Annotated in this window: 14 protein-coding genes; 3 read left to right on the top strand and 11 right to left on the bottom strand. The window is 67.7% G+C overall.

Translation table 11 applies throughout. The features are described 5' to 3' along the window. Window positions 1-71: 71 nt before the first annotated feature. Genes ABD210_RS20475 through ABD210_RS20460 form a run of 4 tightly spaced genes read right to left on the bottom strand, consistent with a single transcriptional unit; the run spans window position 72 to window position 3,721 of the window. The gene (locus ABD210_RS20475; RefSeq protein ID WP_344113410.1) at window positions 72-983 is read right to left on the bottom strand and encodes an oxidoreductase; all 912 of its coding nucleotides are present in this window, start codon (window positions 981-983) and stop codon (window positions 72-74) included. Then, window positions 980-2,038, bottom strand: a complete 1,059-nt coding sequence (locus ABD210_RS20470; protein WP_344113408.1) for an MBL fold metallo-hydrolase — start codon at window positions 2,036-2,038, stop codon at window positions 980-982. Before ABD210_RS20470 ends, ABD210_RS20475 begins: the two co-directional genes overlap by 4 nt. 34 nt (window positions 2,039-2,072) lie before the next feature. Further along, window positions 2,073-2,753 (bottom strand): SDR family NAD(P)-dependent oxidoreductase, encoded by a 681-nt coding sequence (locus ABD210_RS20465; RefSeq protein WP_344113407.1) that lies wholly within the window; start codon window positions 2,751-2,753, stop codon window positions 2,073-2,075. Next, window positions 2,750-3,721, bottom strand: coding sequence for an MBL fold metallo-hydrolase (locus tag ABD210_RS20460; RefSeq protein ID WP_344113406.1), 972 nt, complete (start codon window positions 3,719-3,721; stop codon window positions 2,750-2,752). Before ABD210_RS20460 ends, ABD210_RS20465 begins: the two co-directional genes overlap by 4 nt. Window positions 3,722-3,829: 108 nt before the next feature. Here ABD210_RS20460 and ABD210_RS20455 point away from each other — a divergent pair, with 108 nt between their 5' ends. After that, entirely contained in the window at window positions 3,830-6,460 is a 2,631-nt protein-coding gene (locus tag ABD210_RS20455) for a winged helix-turn-helix domain-containing protein (RefSeq protein ID WP_344113404.1), read from the top strand. A 111-nt stretch (window positions 6,461-6,571) separates the two neighbouring features. Here the strand turns inward: ABD210_RS20455 and ABD210_RS20450 are convergent, their stop codons facing one another. Both ABD210_RS20450 and ABD210_RS20445 read right to left on the bottom strand, forming a co-directional pair. Continuing rightward, a complete protein-coding gene (locus tag ABD210_RS20450) occupies window positions 6,572-7,810 on the bottom strand; it encodes a low temperature requirement protein A (RefSeq protein ID WP_344113403.1) in 1,239 nt (412 codons plus the stop codon). 14 nt (window positions 7,811-7,824) lie between these two features. Beyond that, window positions 7,825-8,397, bottom strand: coding sequence for a TetR/AcrR family transcriptional regulator (locus ABD210_RS20445; protein WP_344113402.1), 573 nt, complete (start codon window positions 8,395-8,397; stop codon window positions 7,825-7,827). A gap of 48 nt (window positions 8,398-8,445) precedes the next feature. Here ABD210_RS20445 and ABD210_RS20440 point away from each other — a divergent pair, with 48 nt between their 5' ends. Then, window positions 8,446-8,913: a nuclear transport factor 2 family protein gene (locus ABD210_RS20440; RefSeq protein ID WP_344113401.1), complete on the top strand. Its 468-nt coding sequence runs from the start codon at window positions 8,446-8,448 to the stop codon at window positions 8,911-8,913. Between the two features lie 285 nt (window positions 8,914-9,198). Here ABD210_RS20440 and ABD210_RS20435 read toward each other — a convergent pair whose 3' ends face one another. After that, entirely contained in the window at window positions 9,199-11,718 is a 2,520-nt protein-coding gene (locus ABD210_RS20435; protein ID WP_344113400.1) for a X2-like carbohydrate binding domain-containing protein, read from the bottom strand. 415 nt (window positions 11,719-12,133) lie between these two features. Here ABD210_RS20435 and ABD210_RS20430 point away from each other — a divergent pair, with 415 nt between their 5' ends. Beyond that, window positions 12,134-12,655, top strand: coding sequence for a VOC family protein (locus ABD210_RS20430; RefSeq protein ID WP_344113399.1), 522 nt, complete (start codon window positions 12,134-12,136; stop codon window positions 12,653-12,655). Here ABD210_RS20430 and ABD210_RS20425 read toward each other — a convergent pair. Genes ABD210_RS20425 through ABD210_RS20410 form a run of 4 tightly spaced genes read right to left on the bottom strand, consistent with a single transcriptional unit; the run spans window position 12,650 to window position 15,218 of the window. Continuing rightward, on the bottom strand, window positions 12,650-12,802 hold the full coding sequence (locus ABD210_RS20425; RefSeq protein WP_344113398.1) for a muconolactone Delta-isomerase family protein: 153 nt from the start codon (window positions 12,800-12,802) through the stop codon (window positions 12,650-12,652). The genes ABD210_RS20430 and ABD210_RS20425 overlap by 6 nt on opposite strands. A gap of 54 nt (window positions 12,803-12,856) precedes the next feature. Further along, complete coding sequence (locus ABD210_RS20420) at window positions 12,857-13,561, bottom strand: CE1759 family FMN reductase (protein ID WP_344113397.1); 705 nt, start codon at window positions 13,559-13,561, stop codon at window positions 12,857-12,859. After that, complete coding sequence (locus tag ABD210_RS20415) at window positions 13,558-14,031, bottom strand: MarR family winged helix-turn-helix transcriptional regulator (RefSeq protein WP_344113396.1); 474 nt, start codon at window positions 14,029-14,031, stop codon at window positions 13,558-13,560. Before ABD210_RS20415 ends, ABD210_RS20420 begins: the two co-directional genes overlap by 4 nt. Further along, window positions 14,031-15,218, bottom strand: coding sequence for a CE1758 family FMN-dependent luciferase-like monooxygenase (locus tag ABD210_RS20410; protein ID WP_344113395.1), 1,188 nt, complete (start codon window positions 15,216-15,218; stop codon window positions 14,031-14,033). The genes ABD210_RS20415 and ABD210_RS20410 overlap by 1 nt, the downstream gene beginning before the upstream one ends. Between the last annotated feature and the right edge of the window lie 396 nt (window positions 15,219-15,614).

The raw sequence follows: 15,614 nt of genomic DNA, 5'->3' as shown, positions 1-15,614 counted from the left end.
CAGGGCGGCTATGCCAGCATCCCGGTGGTCCGGGCAACTGTCGATGTGTGCGGCCACAACGTTCGGCGGTGTCACCAGTGGCGGGAGACATCCGGCGGCCGGAAGTGCCGGGTCAACTCGGTGCGGGCGGCGGCGTCCAGTTGGAGGTCGACGGCAGCGATGTTCTCGGCTAGATGGGTCCGGGTCCGAGTGCCTGCGATGAGCAGGACGTTCGGGGCGAACTCCAGTAGCCAGGCGAGGGCGAGCTGCGCGGGCGTCGCGTCGAGTCGCGTGGCCTGCGCGGCGAGAACCGGGTCGGACAGCAGCCGACGCCGTGTCTCGCCGGGCCAGCCGAGCGGGCAGAACGGTACAAACGCGATGCCCCGCGACTCGCACTCGGTGAGGACATCCAGGGATCGTTGGTCGGCGAGGTTGAAGAGGTTTTGCACACAGACGATCTCGGTCTGGGCAATCGCTCGCAGGAGGTGCCGCCGGGTGATGTTGCTGAGGCCGACACCGTCGACCAGTCCTTCGTCGCGGGCCTGTACCAGTGCCGCGAGCTGGGCGTCGAACCGTGCACCTGGAGGCTCGGAAGGATCCATCATTCGCAGGTTCACGGCCGCCAGCCGGTCGACACCGAGTGTGGCCAGGTTGTCCTCGATCCCCTGGCGCAGCTCGTGTGGCTCGTCGAACCGCAGCAGGGCGCCGTCGGCGTCGCGCCGAGCCGCCACCTTGCTGACGATCGCCAAGCTCTCCGGGTACGGGTACAGCGCCTCGCGGATGAGCTCGTTCACTGTGCCCGCGCCGTAGTACTGCGCGGTGTCGATGTGGTCGACCCCGGCCGCGACGGCTGCGCGCAGTACCAGCAGCGCCTCGTCAAGGTCGCGCGGCGGCCCGAAGGCCCCGTCGCCGGCGAGCTGCATCGCGCCGTATCCGACCCGCCGTACGCGCCACCGGCCGAGCGCGAACGAGGCCCCGAGCTGCGGACCGCCGGCTCCCGTCACGGGTGGACCTGCGAGTCCACGCCGAGGTCGAGGCGGATCGACTCGAGGATGATGAACGCGGTGCTGGTCGTGTAGACGTCGGCCGCGGCGAGTACGCCGGTGTACTTCTTGATGACCGGCGCGGCCGCGTAGTCGGCCTGTGCGTCCTGGTACGACTTCACCGCGGCCCAGGTGTTGTTGCCGTACTTGACGAAGAACGGCGTCGGGTCGACCGTCACCAGCGCCTTCTTCACGTTTTCGACGAGGTCGTCGACGTACTGCTGATAGACGACCATGTCCTGGCGGTTGCCGAGCCGGCCCATGTGACCGCCGATGTAGTGCTTCCACGGGTAGGCCATGGCTTTCGCCGGGGCCGCGATGGAGCCCGGGACGTCCTCGTTGAGGTTGAAGCTGTGGAACGGCACCCAGCCGGGCAGGTTGATGTCGACCAGCATGAGCGTTTCGTGGGCCGGGAGGTGGATGTAGATGTTGTCGGGCGTGTGGTTCGTGCCGTGCCATGCCAGGTCGATCCGCTCGCCGCCGACGTGCAGCGTGCGGCGGGTCTCGAAGGTCACGTCGGGTGCGGGCCTGGCCCGGTCGTTGTCCCGGGCAAGCAACCGCTTCGTCTCGGCGTGGCCGACCCGCACCACGTCACGACCGAAGAGGGACGACGCGCCGAGGTGGTCGGCGTGGTGGTGCGAGTAGACGATGTGGGTCACCTTGTTGGACACGCCGTTCTCGGACGCGATCTGGTCGATGGCGCGCTGCAGGTTGCGTCCGATGGTTGGGGGCGCGTCGAACAGCACCACCCCGTCCTTGGTGGTCAGGAACGCCGCTTGGTAGGTGCCGTCTGTGACCCAGTACAGGTTCTTCTCCACCCGCCCGACGTGGTAGCCCTGCGCGTTGAGGGCCGGGCCGAGCGCGGACGGCGGTATCGGCGCGTAATCGGGCAACGTGTCGGCGGCGGCCGGTTCGGCAAGGACTCCCCCGGCTACCGTGGCGAGCGCCGGAACGGCCGCGATCGCCGCGCCACGGGCGAGGAACGAGCGGCGGTTCGTGCTTGGGGTGGATGACATGACAGACCTTTCCAGAGGTATGACGGGTAGACGGTCAGGCGCCGTAGGTCGGCACGACGGCACCGCTGATCGGCGTCGCGGCGTCACTGACGAGGAACGCGATGATGTCGGCGACCGCCTCCGGCGGAACCGCCTGCGCCAACTGATCGGGAGTGAGGTACGGCCGGTTCTTGGCCGTGTCGAGGATCTGTGGCGCGACGGCGTTGACCCGGATCCCGAGCGGGCGCAGCTCCAGGTCGAGCACGCGGGTGAGGTGCACAAGGGCCGCCTTGCTCACGCCGTACGTCGCCATCCCGGCGGTCGGCTCCAGCCCGGGGCGGGCAGCCACATGCACGATGACGCCCGTGCCTCGGTCTCGCATGTACGGCGCCACCGCCTGGGTCAGCCACAGCGCGGCGCCAGCGTTGACGTCGATCATGAGCCGCAGATCCGCCGGCGTCGCGTCGAGTGCATCACCCAGGTGATACGTGCCGAGCGCGTTGACCAGCACTTCGGGCGGACCGACCTCGGCGGCAATCCGGTCGACAAGATCCTTTGCGACGGCCGGGTCGGTTGCGTCACCCACCTCGGAGCGGATGCCGTCCGGCAACTCCTTCACCGCCTCCTTGTTGCGGTCGATGCCGACCACCGTGAACCCGGCGGCGGCCAGCTTCTGCGCCGTCGTACGGCCGAGCTCGCCTCCCGCGCCGACCACGATTGCCACCCGCGCGCTCATGGGTGCACCTGCGAACCGGTGCCGAGGTCGAGGCGGATCGACTGGAGGATGCTGAAGGTCGTGCTCGTGGTGAACGCTGGGACGTCGGCGGCTGCCAGGACGCCGGTGTACTTGGCGATGACCGGCGCGGCGGCCTCTGCGGTGACGGCGTCGAGGTAGCCGCCCACGCCGGCCCAGGCGTTCGCGCCGTACTTGCTGAAGTAGGGGGTCGGGTCGACCGAGGCGAGCGCAGCGTGCGCGCTGTCAACGATGTCGGCGATGTACTGCTGGTGCAGGACCAGGTCGTCGCGAGTGCCCAGCCGGCCGAGATGACCGCCGATGAAGTGCTTCCACGGGTAGTCCATCGCCTGGTCCGGGGCGCCGATGTACCCGGGCACGTCCTCGCTCAGGTTCAGGTTGTAGATGGGCACCCAGCCCGCGTTGACGACGTCGATCAGCATGAGCGCGTCATGGTCCGGGAAATGGAGGTAGATGTTGTCCGGCGAGTGGTTGGGCCCGTGGTAAGCCAGCTCGACCCGTTCGCCGCCGACCTGCAGCGTGTAGCGGTCCTCGAAGGTGACCTCCGGGGCGGGCCGGGTCGCGTCGTTGTCCCGCAGCAGGAGCCGCCGGGTCTCCGTATGCCCGATGCGCACGATGTCGTCGCCGAACAGGTTCGCCGCGCCGGCGTGGTCGGCGTGGTGGTGGGAGTAGACCAGATGGGTCACGGTGTTACCGATGCCCTCGGCCGCCGCGACCTCGTCCACGGCTCGCCGCAGGTTGTGGCCGATGGTCGGCGGGGCGTCGAACAGGACCACCCCGTCGGGCGTCGCGAGGAACGCTGACTGGTAGGTGCCGTCGGTGACCCAGAACAGGTTGCGTTCGACGCGGCCGACGAAGTACCCCTGCTCGTTGAGGGCCGGGCCGAAGGCGGCCTCGGGTACCGGAACGTAGTCCGGCAGGTCGTTCTCGCTTGGACTCGACGAAGTCATGCTCACCCTCTGTTTCGTTCCGCAGTGATCAAGGTGAGTTCAGATTCGCTGCTCGGCCGGTGAAAGGTCGTCACCTGATTCCAGTGATCTCCCGGGTACGCTGACCAGGTGCCTGGAGAAGATGGCGCGACGCGGCATGGGCTGATCGACCGTCGCGACCTGGTCGCCGCGCTGGACCACGCAGTGGAGAAGCGCGTGACGGTCATCTCGGCGCCCGCCGGCAGTGGGAAGACGTCGCTGCTGCACGCGTGGGCCGATCGACGGCGCCAGGACCGCCGGATCGCCTTCCTGTCCGTCAAGCCGGTCCAGCACGACGCGCAACTGTTCTGGCTTGCCCTCCTGGGCGCGGTCCGCGCCGTCACCGGCGGCGCCGAGCCCCCACCCCCGGCGCCCGGATTCAACGGGCAGGCCATGGTGGACAAGGTGCTGTCCGAGCTCGCGGCGTACGGCGGGCCCTTCGTGCTCATCATCGACGACCTGCACGAGCTGACCTCCGCCGAGGCCAATGAGCAGCTCACGGCCCTGTTGACGAACCTCCCCGCGGATGTCCACGCGATCGTGGCCACCCGCCGCGACCCGCCGCTGCGCCTGCACCGGCTCCGGCTGGCGGAAGAGCTGGCCGAGATCCGCGCCCCGCAGCTGCGCTTCACCGAGGACGAGACTCGCAAGCTGCTCACTGCCGCCGGAATCACGCTGCCCGACCCCGTGGTGGCCACGCTGTACCAGCGGACCGAAGGCTGGGCGGCCGGGCTGCGGCTGGCCGTCCTGTCCCTGGTCGGCCACCCGCAACCGGAACGGTTCGTCGCCGAGTTCTCCGGCAGCGACCGCACGGTCGCCGAATACCTGATGGCCGAGATGCTGGACCGGCAGCCACCAGAGGTGCAACGCCTGCTCCTGCGCACCTCCCTGCTGGACAAGGTCAACGGCGAGCTGGCCGACCTGCTCACCGGAGCAGCAGGATCGGAGCGGATCCTGCTGGACCTGGAGGACGCCAACGCGTTCGTCGTATCACTCGACCCCACTCGCACCTGGTTTCGCTACCACCACATGTTCAGCGGCCTGCTCCGGCTGGAGCTACGCCGCACCGTCCCCGGACACGTCCCGGAACTGCACCGGATCGCCGCGCGGTGGTTCGCCGACCACGCCGACACCGCCGAGGCCATCCGCCACCTGCAGGCCGCCGGTGACTGGACCGAGGCAGCGCGGCTGCTCACCGACCACGCCCTCAGCCTCACCCTCGACGGCCGGGCCGCGACCGTGGCGGTGCTGCTGCACACCTTCCCGGCCCGGATCGGCGAGGACTTTCCCGGGCTGGCCCTGGTGCACGCGATCGCCGACCTCGACCAGGTCCACCTCGACCAAGCCGACGCGCACCTCGACGTGGTCAGGGCGTACGCCGAGACGACACCGTCCGACCGGCAGTACCGGCTCCGGACGGCCATCGCGACTCTGGACCTGCTGTCGGCGCGGTTGCGCGGTCACTTCGACAGCGTCTTCGAGCAGGTGGACGCGCTGCCCTCCCCCGCCGCCGGCCAGTCCAACGCCGATGTGGCCCTGGGCGACGACCTGCGTGCCATCGTGCTGCTGAACCTTGGCGTCACCGAGGCGTGGTCGTTGCGGCTGGCGGAGAGCGAGAAACACCTGCTGGAGGGCGCCGCCCTCGCCCGCGCCATCGGGCGGCCGTACCTGGAGGTGGCCTGCCTAGCCCACCTAGGGTTTGCCGCCACCGGCCACTCCTTCGCCCTCGCCCGGCAGCATTGCGAGGACGCCATAGCGCAGGCGGCCCGGCACGGCTGGGACACCGAAGCAGTGATCGCACCCGCGCACGCGGCGCTCGCCGAAATTCTCATCTTGACGGGCGAGTTCGACCACGGCGAGGAATGGCTGGAGCGCGCCAGGCGCGCCACCCAGGCCGGCGGAGAGCCGGGCATCCGCCTACTCATCCACCTGATCGCCGCGATCCCCCCGGCGGCACGCGGCCGGCACCGCGAGGCACTGACCGAACTCCTCGCCGCCGGGCAGGTGCGCGCCCAGATGGCCGGGAAGCACGCATTGACATCCCAGGTCACCGGATGGACGATCGCCACCCAGGTCCGGCTCGGGAACGTCGACCAGGCACGCGCCACCCTCGCCACCGTCGACGACGAGCTGGTCACCGCCGGCGAAATCCGCAACGCGGCCGCGGTGATCCACCTCGCCGAGCATGACCCCGCCGGCGCCCGCCGCGAACTCCGGCCCGTCCTCGGCGGCGGTGTCCCCGTCAACTCATACCTCACCCTGATCGAGGCCCACCTACTGGACGCACTCGCCTGCCGGGACCTGGACGACGAGCGCGCGGCGCGAGCAGCCGTCGAGCGGGCACTGCACCTGGCCGAACCAGACCGACTGATCCTGCCGTTCGCGATGACCGGTGCCTGGGAACTGCTCACAGCCCTGCCGCCGCAGGGTACGTCGCACACCGCGCTCGTCGCCGACATCCTCGACACCGTCCACGGCAACAGCCTCAGCCACGCCGCCGTACCCGGACCGTCCGAAGACCTCAGCCCCAGCGAACTGCGCGTGCTCCGCTACCTGCCGACCAACCTCACCCGGCCCGAGATCGCCGCCGAGCTGTCGGTCTCCCTGAACACCGTCAACACCCACATCCGTCGTATCTACGCCAAGCTCGCTGCCACCGACCGATCCGCGGCCGTACAGCGCGCCCGCGACCTGCGCCTCCTGTCAGCCGGCCGCGCCTGAGAAGCGCACGTAGCCCCGGCCGCCTATCCGGCTCTTGTGGGCTCTCCTCATCGTCGGCAAATCCATCACCGGCCACTCGGCGTTCATCTGACCGCGACCTTGGCCAGCGAGTCACTGCAGCAGGGCCACGGTGAGCTGACGGTGACCCACCGTTTCGAAACCGATGACTGTGACGGCTGGGGCGAGCATGACGACCACCAGGCACCACGGTGTGCTCGCGCCGAGTTCGGCACAGATCACCGCGAGCAGAACGACGCCTGCCGTTCCCGCGAGGAGAAGCAGGTGGAATGCGTCGTGTTGACGGAGGAAGGCCCAGTAGACGGCGTACAGCGTCACGACATAGATCGCCACCGGGATCGCAACAGTCAGGACTGTCTCGGTCGGGCTGAGCGTGGCGCTTCCTTCGAGGAAGTACGCCGCCACGTGCAGGCCGGCGCCCGTCGCGGCGACCGAGCCGAACAGGAGGAAATGACCGAGTTCCCACGGCCTCGACCGGTCCCGATGCCGCCGGAGTACATCTCCCCAAGGCACGGCGAAGTACATCCACCACAGGCCGAAGGTCAGGCCGATGCCCGCGACCGCCAGCAGGGCGGCCTCGAAGGTCCAGCCGTGTTCGCCGTGCACGAGGGCGTTGAGGGCCGTGACCGTGCCCAGGACCCCTTCGCCGAGGGTGATCAGCAACAACAGCCCGTGCCGCTCCGCGATGTGGTGCGCGTGCCAAGGCGTCGGACTGCGCCGCTCGGCCAGCACCGGACCGGCCAACTCCAGGACGAAGAACGGGAACCCGGCCACGAAGAACACCCAGACCGGCAGCTGCAGGAACGCGAGCAGGACCCAGCCGACCTGCGCGACGCCGATGGTCCGGATGTACTTGCGCGCCGCCGGGGCACGGTCGGGATCGTTGCGCGCGGCAAGAACCCAGAGGAACAGCATTGACAACCGCATCACGACGTACCCGAGAACCATCACGCGGAGGTCGATCGTCTCGCCGTGGTCGACGGAGGCGAACATGTCCGCGAGCCCGAGCGCCAGCACGATCACGCCGACCATCTGCACCATGGTGGCGACCCGGAACACCCAGTCGTCGTTGTCGTACGCCGACGCGAACCACGCATAGTTCATCCAGCACCACACGACGGCGAAGACCGCGAGACAGAACCCGCCGAGCGCCGCACCGACATGCCCTTCGGCCAGGTAGTGCGCGAGCTCGTCCGCGGCCGTGCCGAACGACACGACGAACGTCAGGTCGTACAGGAGCTCCAGCGGCGTCGCAGCCCGATGGGCCTCCTCCGGATCACGACCCGCCAGCGGCCGGTGCCGATGATCCCGACCTTGGCCGGCCCCGCTCATCGATCCAGCTCCCTTCAACGCCACCACACCGGCGCACAGGCGACCACGGCGTTCACCAGATCGTCTCTGCTCAATCCCCCATCGGCCAACCATGCCTTGATCGCCCCGGCGAATCCATAGGCGACGAACTGCGCCATCAGCTCCCGATCGCCGGCGGGCAGCTCCGGGTTCGTCGAGCGCGCCATGAAGGCCAGGCTGTAGTCACTGAAGTGCCGGACCAGCGCCTCGTAGACCCCGCGATCCGCCGGGTCCTCGAGCGTCTGCCGGTAGACGTCGGCGAACCGGGCGACGTGATCGACCAGCTCGCCGGTCGCCCGGCGCAGGGCTTCGTCGCTGGACGGATCTTCCTCTGCGCGCCACCGCTCCTCGCGCTGATACACCTCGGCCAGGTCTGTGTCCAGGACCCTGAGCAACAGCTCCAGCGGACTGCGATACCGATGGTAGAACGTCGGCCGCGTCACTCCGGCCGCCTCGGTCAGCTCCGCGACACTGATCCGCGACACGGGCCGCTCGGCCGCAAGCCGCAGTACGGCGTCCGCCAGGGCGCGATCGGTCCGCGCCGTCCGCGGGTCCGGTCGGTTGCTCATCGATCTGCTCCCCACCCAGCTGTTATTTACAGGTGTAAAATAGCAGCTATGACGCCACACACCACTGTCTCCCCCGACGAAGTCGCCGACCGCCTCGCGATCCGCGAACTGTTCGACGCCTACGCGCACTGCGCGGACCGCCGGGACGCCAAAGGCCAGCTGGCCTTGTTCACCGAAGACACCCACTTCGTCGTCTACATGGACGCCAGGTCCGCCGAGCCGACCCAGGACCTGCACGGGCGCGACGCCCTCGCGCCCGTCTTCGACAACCTCAATCAGTACGCCGCCACCACCCACTTCAACGGACAGAGCACAGTCGTTGTCAACGGCAACCAAGCTCACGGCGAGAGCTACACCATCGCCCACCATGTGACCATCGGCGACGACGGCCGGCGCACGCTCATGGTCGCCTCCATCCGCTACCTGGACCAGTACGCCAAACAAGAAGGCGCCTGGCACTTCGCCGAACGTAAACTCCTCGTCGACTGGACCGAAACCCGCCCGATGCACGAATGACAGGAGCCACGACGGCAGCGGGCCAGCCGACGCTGCAGGTGCCTCAGCAGTCCCTGCTCACGCTCCGACAGACCAGGGCACGGCAGGAGTTCACCAGTACTCAATGCCGCCGACACGGCGATGCCGCACGAGACAACCGGGAACCGCACCAAGCCGACCTTCGGCACCAGCTCCTTGGACCTTGCTCCCGCTCGAGTGCCTCGACGCGCGATAAATGCCCTTCGCGTTGGGTGATCTGGGACCCTTCGACAGGTCCCAGATCACCCAGCCCCTTCTACGTCAGGGCTATTTTGCGATCGTGTAGCGGATCATGTCGTTCCGCAGTACCTGGCCCGAGACCTTCACGATGCGCAGGGTGTGCTGCCCATCCTGCAGGCCCGTGCGGGTGAACACCTGCCGCGTCGTGAGCCGCGCATCGTTGTGGAGGTTCACCCGGGTCACGAGCTTGCCGTCGATGTAGACGTCGGCTTCGCCCTGATCCGGCGCTAGTGCCGTGACCCAGTCGACGCCGGTACCCCGGAAGGTGAAGTTGATCGCCGCGCCGTCCGCTGTCGAGGCGTGCACATCGTCGCGGTAATCACCATGGAAGCTGAAGTCCAGCTTCGTGCTGCCAGTCGGCTGGGCCGCGAGGTACGCCTTGTTGATCGTCACGACCCTGCCGGCGACGGTGTAGTCGGTGCCCTTGACGAGAGCCTTGCCGCCGTTCGCGATCGAGACCAGCTCGCCGGGGTCGCGCCCGATCTCGGTCGTCACGTCGGCTTGCGCGGACTTGTCGAAGGCCGCAGTACCGGGGTTCAGCAGACTCTCCTGCCGCACTACCAGCTTGTCGACCAGCATGAACTGACCCGACTTCTTCACACCACGGATCGTGTGGCTCCCGTTCGGCAGGTCCGAGATGCTGTACACCAACTGCTGCGCGGAGCGCGTGTCGGCGTGGGTGTCGACGGTCGCCTTGAAGGCACCATCGACGTAGATGTCGACCTCGCCCTGCGAGGGGTCCTTCTCCGTCACGTAGTCGACGCCGTTGCCGACGAAGCTGTATGAGAAGGCGTCGCCGTTGTTCTCCGTGTACTGCACGTCGTCCTGATAGTCACCGAGCCCACGGCCCGTACTCCGGCTCCACGAACCCGTGTAGACAATCCCTGGGTCGTCATTGTTCAGCTCAACCGTCCGTGTGCCGGAGGTAGCAGCCGCCTTCGGAGCCGCGGGGGTCCCCGAGTCCGTCACCGTGACCGTCAGCGGCTCCGAGACCGCCGGTACCTCGTAGTTGCCGTTGCGCTGCCAGGCACCCTCGTAGGAGACCCGCAGGTCGTCGTCGTTGACGCGGATCGCCGAGTTCTTCTGCGGCGTGACCTTGAACAGGCGGACACCATGCGGGGGCACAGTCGCCGCGGTGTAGCCGGACGCGAACTGCCCCAGGTCCTTCTTCGCCCACAGGTCGCGCACCGTCGCGGAGCCGTCCAGTCCGAGATCCGCCCAGTTCGCCGTCATGTTGGCCTCGGTGGTCCCGAGGTTGAACAGCGCGACGGTGTACGAGCTGTCCGCGTTGAGCGAGTACCACACCTGCCGGTTGGTCTTGGTCGACACCGGTTGCGCGGGACGCCCCGCCTGGTTGACCGCGATCACCTCGGGGTTCGTGAGCAGTTCCACGCCGTACGAATCGAGCTTGGTCATGTCGTTGCCGATGTAGAACGGAGCTGCGGAGACCGCCCACAGCGTCGCCGCCGTACGCCGCTCGTCCTTGGTCATCCCATCCATCGTTCCGTTGCCGACATCAAGGGAGTCGAAGTCGTTCCAGCCACCGGGCCCAGCGTGACGCCACCAGTCGGCCGCCTTGGGGAAGAGCCGCGCGATGTTCGGCCAGGCCGTGAGCGCCTCACCCGGGCAATAGCACTCGACGTCCCATTCGACCCGCCATCCGTTCGCCCACTGCTTCCAGTAGTCCGCGTAGTTGATGTCGAGCGCCCAGGACAGTTCGAGCCAGATGTTGTGGCGGGCGAGAGCCTGCGACCAACCCTTGACCTCGTCGCGGGCGTCCATGGACAGATCGTTGTGCCCCGAGCCTGGCGTGACACTGTCGAACTTCAGGAAGTCGACGCCCCAGGAGGCAAAGAGATCGGCGATCGAGTCGATGTACGCCTGGGCGCACGGCTTCGTCATGTCGACGCGGTACCCGAAGCCCCAGTAGTCCCCTTGCTGCAACGGCTGCTTGGCCAGGTCCCCCGTCGTACACTCCGGGTGGCCGTAAACGGGAAGGTTGGCGTCCAGCATCGCCTTCGAGATTCCCGGGATGCTGTAGAGCCCGACCTTCTGGCCGTTCGCGTGGATGTGGTTGATCACCGCCGGCAGACCGTTCGGGAACAACTTCTTACTCGGCACGGGCCGGCCGTACTCGTCGGTGCCGCCGTTCCACGCCGCGTCGATGTTGATGTACTTGTACCCGTACGGCTGGAGCTTCTTGTGCATCGCATCCGACTGGGCGATGATCTGGGCCGCTGAGATCCAGTTGCCGCCGTCATTCGAATACACCTGCATGCTGTAACTGCTCCAGCCCATGTAGGGCTTCTGGGCCGCCGCCCCCGCCGGTCCGAGCGAGGGGCTCGCCGCCGTGGTGACGTTCGCAGGCGTGGAGATGCTCGCGGCCGAAGTGTTCGTCGTGGTCTTAGCGCTAGCTGCGCTCGGCGCGGTGGTTGTTCCGCGCGGATCCCGTGCAGCGGAGGCAGACAAGCCGATCGGTAGGACGGCGACAGCGACGACCCCCGCGAGTATGCCTCGCATCGCCTTGTGTCGAAGGAACCTGGTCATGAGCGGTGACCTCTCTTTGTGGTTCAAAAACAGCTGATCGCATGATGAGGCGGCGCGTCACAACGCAAGTGACCGCCGAGCCCGATCCATCACCGACGGGCCGCGGTCTTTGCCATGAGGCCCCCGGGCAACAACCGCAGATCGGATAGGATATTGGAACCCTGATACCTCCCGAAGAAGATGTCAAGATCCGAGCGCGAGATTCTTGACGCGGTTAATTAACCGAATGCGCGGAGGACCCCGGCGCCTGCGCCGGTCTCGTTGCACGACTTGGCCGGCTGCCTCGAGGGTGATCCGCTGATCGCCGCGCCGATGGCAGTCCCGCCCAGCAGCCACCGCTGATTGGGATCTTCGCCCTATCGTTCAGTTGACTCTTCAACTATTGTGTTGTGGAGCGAGGATTAGGAGTTGGGTCATGGCGATCTTCCGGTTGAACCATGCTGTGCTGTATGTGCGCGATCTGGCCGAGAGTGTGGCCTTCTACCAGGACGTGCTCGGGTTCGGGTACATCGAGGGCGGGGACTCGTTCCACGGGGCGGCGTTCCTGCGGGCGCCGGGGTCGACCAACGACCACGACCTGGGGTTGTTCGAGATCGGGACTCAGGCCGGGCCGTCTGGCGCTGGACGGACAACCGTCGGGCTCTACCACCTCGCCTGGGAAGTGGACACCCTCGGCGACCTCGAGGATCTGTCGAAGACCTTGAGCGACGCGGGTGCGCTGGCCGGAGCCTCGGACCACGGCACGACCAAGTCGCTGTACGGCAAGGATCCCAGCGGGCTGGAGTTCGAGATCGTCTGGATCATCCCGGCGGATCTGCTCACCGACGAGGACCGTCAGAAGGCAGGCGTCGCACGCCTGGACCTGGCCGCCGAGATCGCCAAGTACGGCCGCGACGCCCGCAGCGGCATCGGCATCTCCCGCACCCTCAGTTCATAAGAGACGCTCGGTTGAGTCGCCAATGGCGTGACCTTCACCTTTGAGATAGGGAAACAACGGACGGTTCGCGAGCAGGTCGTGCCACTCGTCCACGGTGTCGACGTCGAACACCGAGAAGTTGGCGTACTCCCCCTCTGAACGATGCATCACGGGCTGGGGAGATCGACGAGCCACAAGCACGTCGCCACCGCCTCTGATGTGTCAGTCGAGGCGGCCTCCGGTGGCGAGGCGCATGAGGTCGGTGGTGAAGTCGATGTCGGCGGCGGATCGCTCGGCGCGGGTAGCGTTGCCGGCGAACTGGTGCTGATAGCCGGACCAGTTGTTGTCGGCGATCTGGCGAGGCGCACCGCTGAGCACGAGCATTGTCAGTTCGTTCGCGGCGCGGGTGATCCGCTTGCCGAGCTCCGTCGAGCCCCAGTCTTCCGGCGCGGCGTACAGCGACGTCGGCATGGGGATGGCCCGGAGGAAGGCGAAGAGCGGCCGGAGTTGGTCGTCGACGACCATGGCGTGCCGGGCCGTGCCACCGGTCGCGGCGAGGACGACGGGTTTGGCCACCAGCAGGTCGTTGTCGATGAGGTCGACGAACGACTTGAAGAGTCCGCTGACCGCGGCTTTGTACACCGGCGTACTGGCGATGATCGCGTCGGCCGAGGCGAGCCGGTCGATCGCGGCCTGGACCTTCTCGTGCGGGAACCCGGAGACGATGGACCGGGCGATCTCCACGGCGATGGGCGCGAGGTCGATGACCGCGATGGTGGCGTGTGCGCCCGACGCGAGCAGAGTGTCCACGGTCTTCTGGGCGATCCGGTCCGCGAGCAGACGGGTCGAGGACGGGTCGCTGACACCGGCGCTGATGACGGCGACGGTGAGGCCGGGCGTTGCCAAGCCGGCTGCGATGTCGTTCATTTCGAGTTCCTTTCGGGCAGCATGGCCGCCGGATCGGAGGCAGCCTCGGTCAGGGCTAGACAGAGGTCTCGCAAGGTCTGGAGTTCGCTGGTATCGAGAGCACGCGTCATCGCGCTCGCGACTTGTCGCGCGTGGGCCCGACCCACGCGGCGCTGTACGTCGGCACCCTCGGCGCTGAGGCGGATGCGGGACGCCCGGCCGTCATGCGGGTCATCGCTTCGTTCCACCAGCCCGCGCCGTTCGAGCCGGATGACCAACCGGGACACGCCGGCCTGGGTCAGCAGGGCATCGTCACAGAGGTCGATGATCCGCAGACCCTCCGGCGCCCTGGAGAGCGCGTACAGGACGCCGTACTCGCGGGGCAGCAGGTCACCCCACTCGCCGTCGCGCTCGAACTCGCGGGCCAGGGTGGCCTGGGCGCGGAACATCGCCTCCCAGGCCACGTTCGCGAGCCGGGTCGTGCTCTCCATCAGAACCCCGCCGGGAAGTGCGCCTCGACGTCCGGGGCACTGTCCTGGTACGGCGAGGTGCCAGACAGGTTGTCGCCTCGGTTCGGGTTGGGCCGGGGCTGACGCGGCTGGGTGTCGCCGTACTTCGCCAACACCAGAGACTCGTGGGTCGGAGCGTCGGGGACGCCAGGCGCGCGACGCGACTCCATCTCCTTCCGCAACACGGGTACCACCTCGGTGCCGAGCAGCTCAACCTGCTCGAGTGCCACGTCGACCGGCAGGGCAAGGCCGTCGACCGCGAACAGTTGCCGCTGGTAGTCGCCGAAGCCTTCCTGGAAGGTGAGCACCTTGTCGATGACCTCCTCGGGACTGCCGACCGTCAGCGGGGTGGCGGACATGTGGTCCTCGAGCCGCGAACCGCGGAACACCGGGTAGTTCTCGAAGTACGGCCGGAACGCCTTCACCGCGTCCTGGGAGCGCTTGGCGATGAACGACATGCCACCCAGCCCCACGATCGCCTGAGCCGCGGTTCCGTGACCGTAGTGCTCGAACCGCTGCCGGTAGAGGTCCACCAGTGGCTTGAAGTGGAAGTTCGGCGCCAGGATGTGGTTGGCGAAGAAGCCGTTGCCGTAGTAGGCCGCCTGCTCGGCGATCTCCGGCGTACGGATCGAGCCGTGCCAGACGAACGGCGGTACGTCGTCCAGCGGGCGGGGCGTCGAGGTGAAGCCCTGAAGCGGGGTGCGGAAGCGCCCCTCCCAGTCGACCACGTCCTCACGCCACAACCGGTGCAACAGGTTGTAGTTCTCCAGCGCCAGCGCGACGCCCTCGCGGATGTCCTTGCCGAACCACGGGTAGACCGGCACCGTGTTGCCGCGGCCGACCATCAGGTCCAGACGGCCCTTGGCCACGTGCTGGAGCATCGCGTAGTCCTCGGCGATCTTCACCGGGTCGTTGGTGGTCATCAGCGTGACCGACGTACTAAGCATGATCCGCCTGGTCTGCGCCGCGATGAACCCGAGCAGCGTGGTCGGGGACGACGGCACGAACGGCGGGTTGTGGTGCTCCCCCAGCGCGAACACGTCGAGGCCGACCTCATCGGCTCGCTGGGCGACCCGGATCATGTTGTCGATCCGCTCCGCCTCACTGTAGGTGTACCCGTTCGTCGGGTCCGGCGCGATATCGCCGACCGTGAAAACCCCGAACTGCATCTCGTCCTCCTGTCCGGCGCGCCCGCGAACTGCATGACTGCGCATGCATATCAACAACATGACCGCGCATCTATTCCCGTCCCGGGTCTCCACTGCCCCGCGGCGGGCCTCCAGCGCCAAACAGATCGCTGGGGGTGGCGAAGTAGGCGGCCGGACAGCTGGGCGACAGAACTGTCCGGGAAACCCGCACCGACGGAGTGGTCAGCTGAGGGGCTTTCGCGCGTTCGGTGTTCAGTGGGGCTCGGGATCCTCTGAGTAGGCGACGCCGCATGGACGGGCGGGCCGCCATTATGCAAGACAGTTGCCTGGGGCAACGGATGGTAATGGTCTCGAACGCGGCACCTGCGGATCAGAAGGCAGCCGCTCACGGAGATCCCGACCGGGTGGCACTTCGAA

It is taken from the genome of Kribbella alba, assembly GCF_039529635.1.
GTDB classification, from domain to species: domain Bacteria; phylum Actinomycetota; class Actinomycetes; order Propionibacteriales; family Kribbellaceae; genus Kribbella; species Kribbella alba.
Note: the sequence above shows the minus strand (reverse complement) of the source record. Positions and strands in the feature narration are given on the sequence as shown.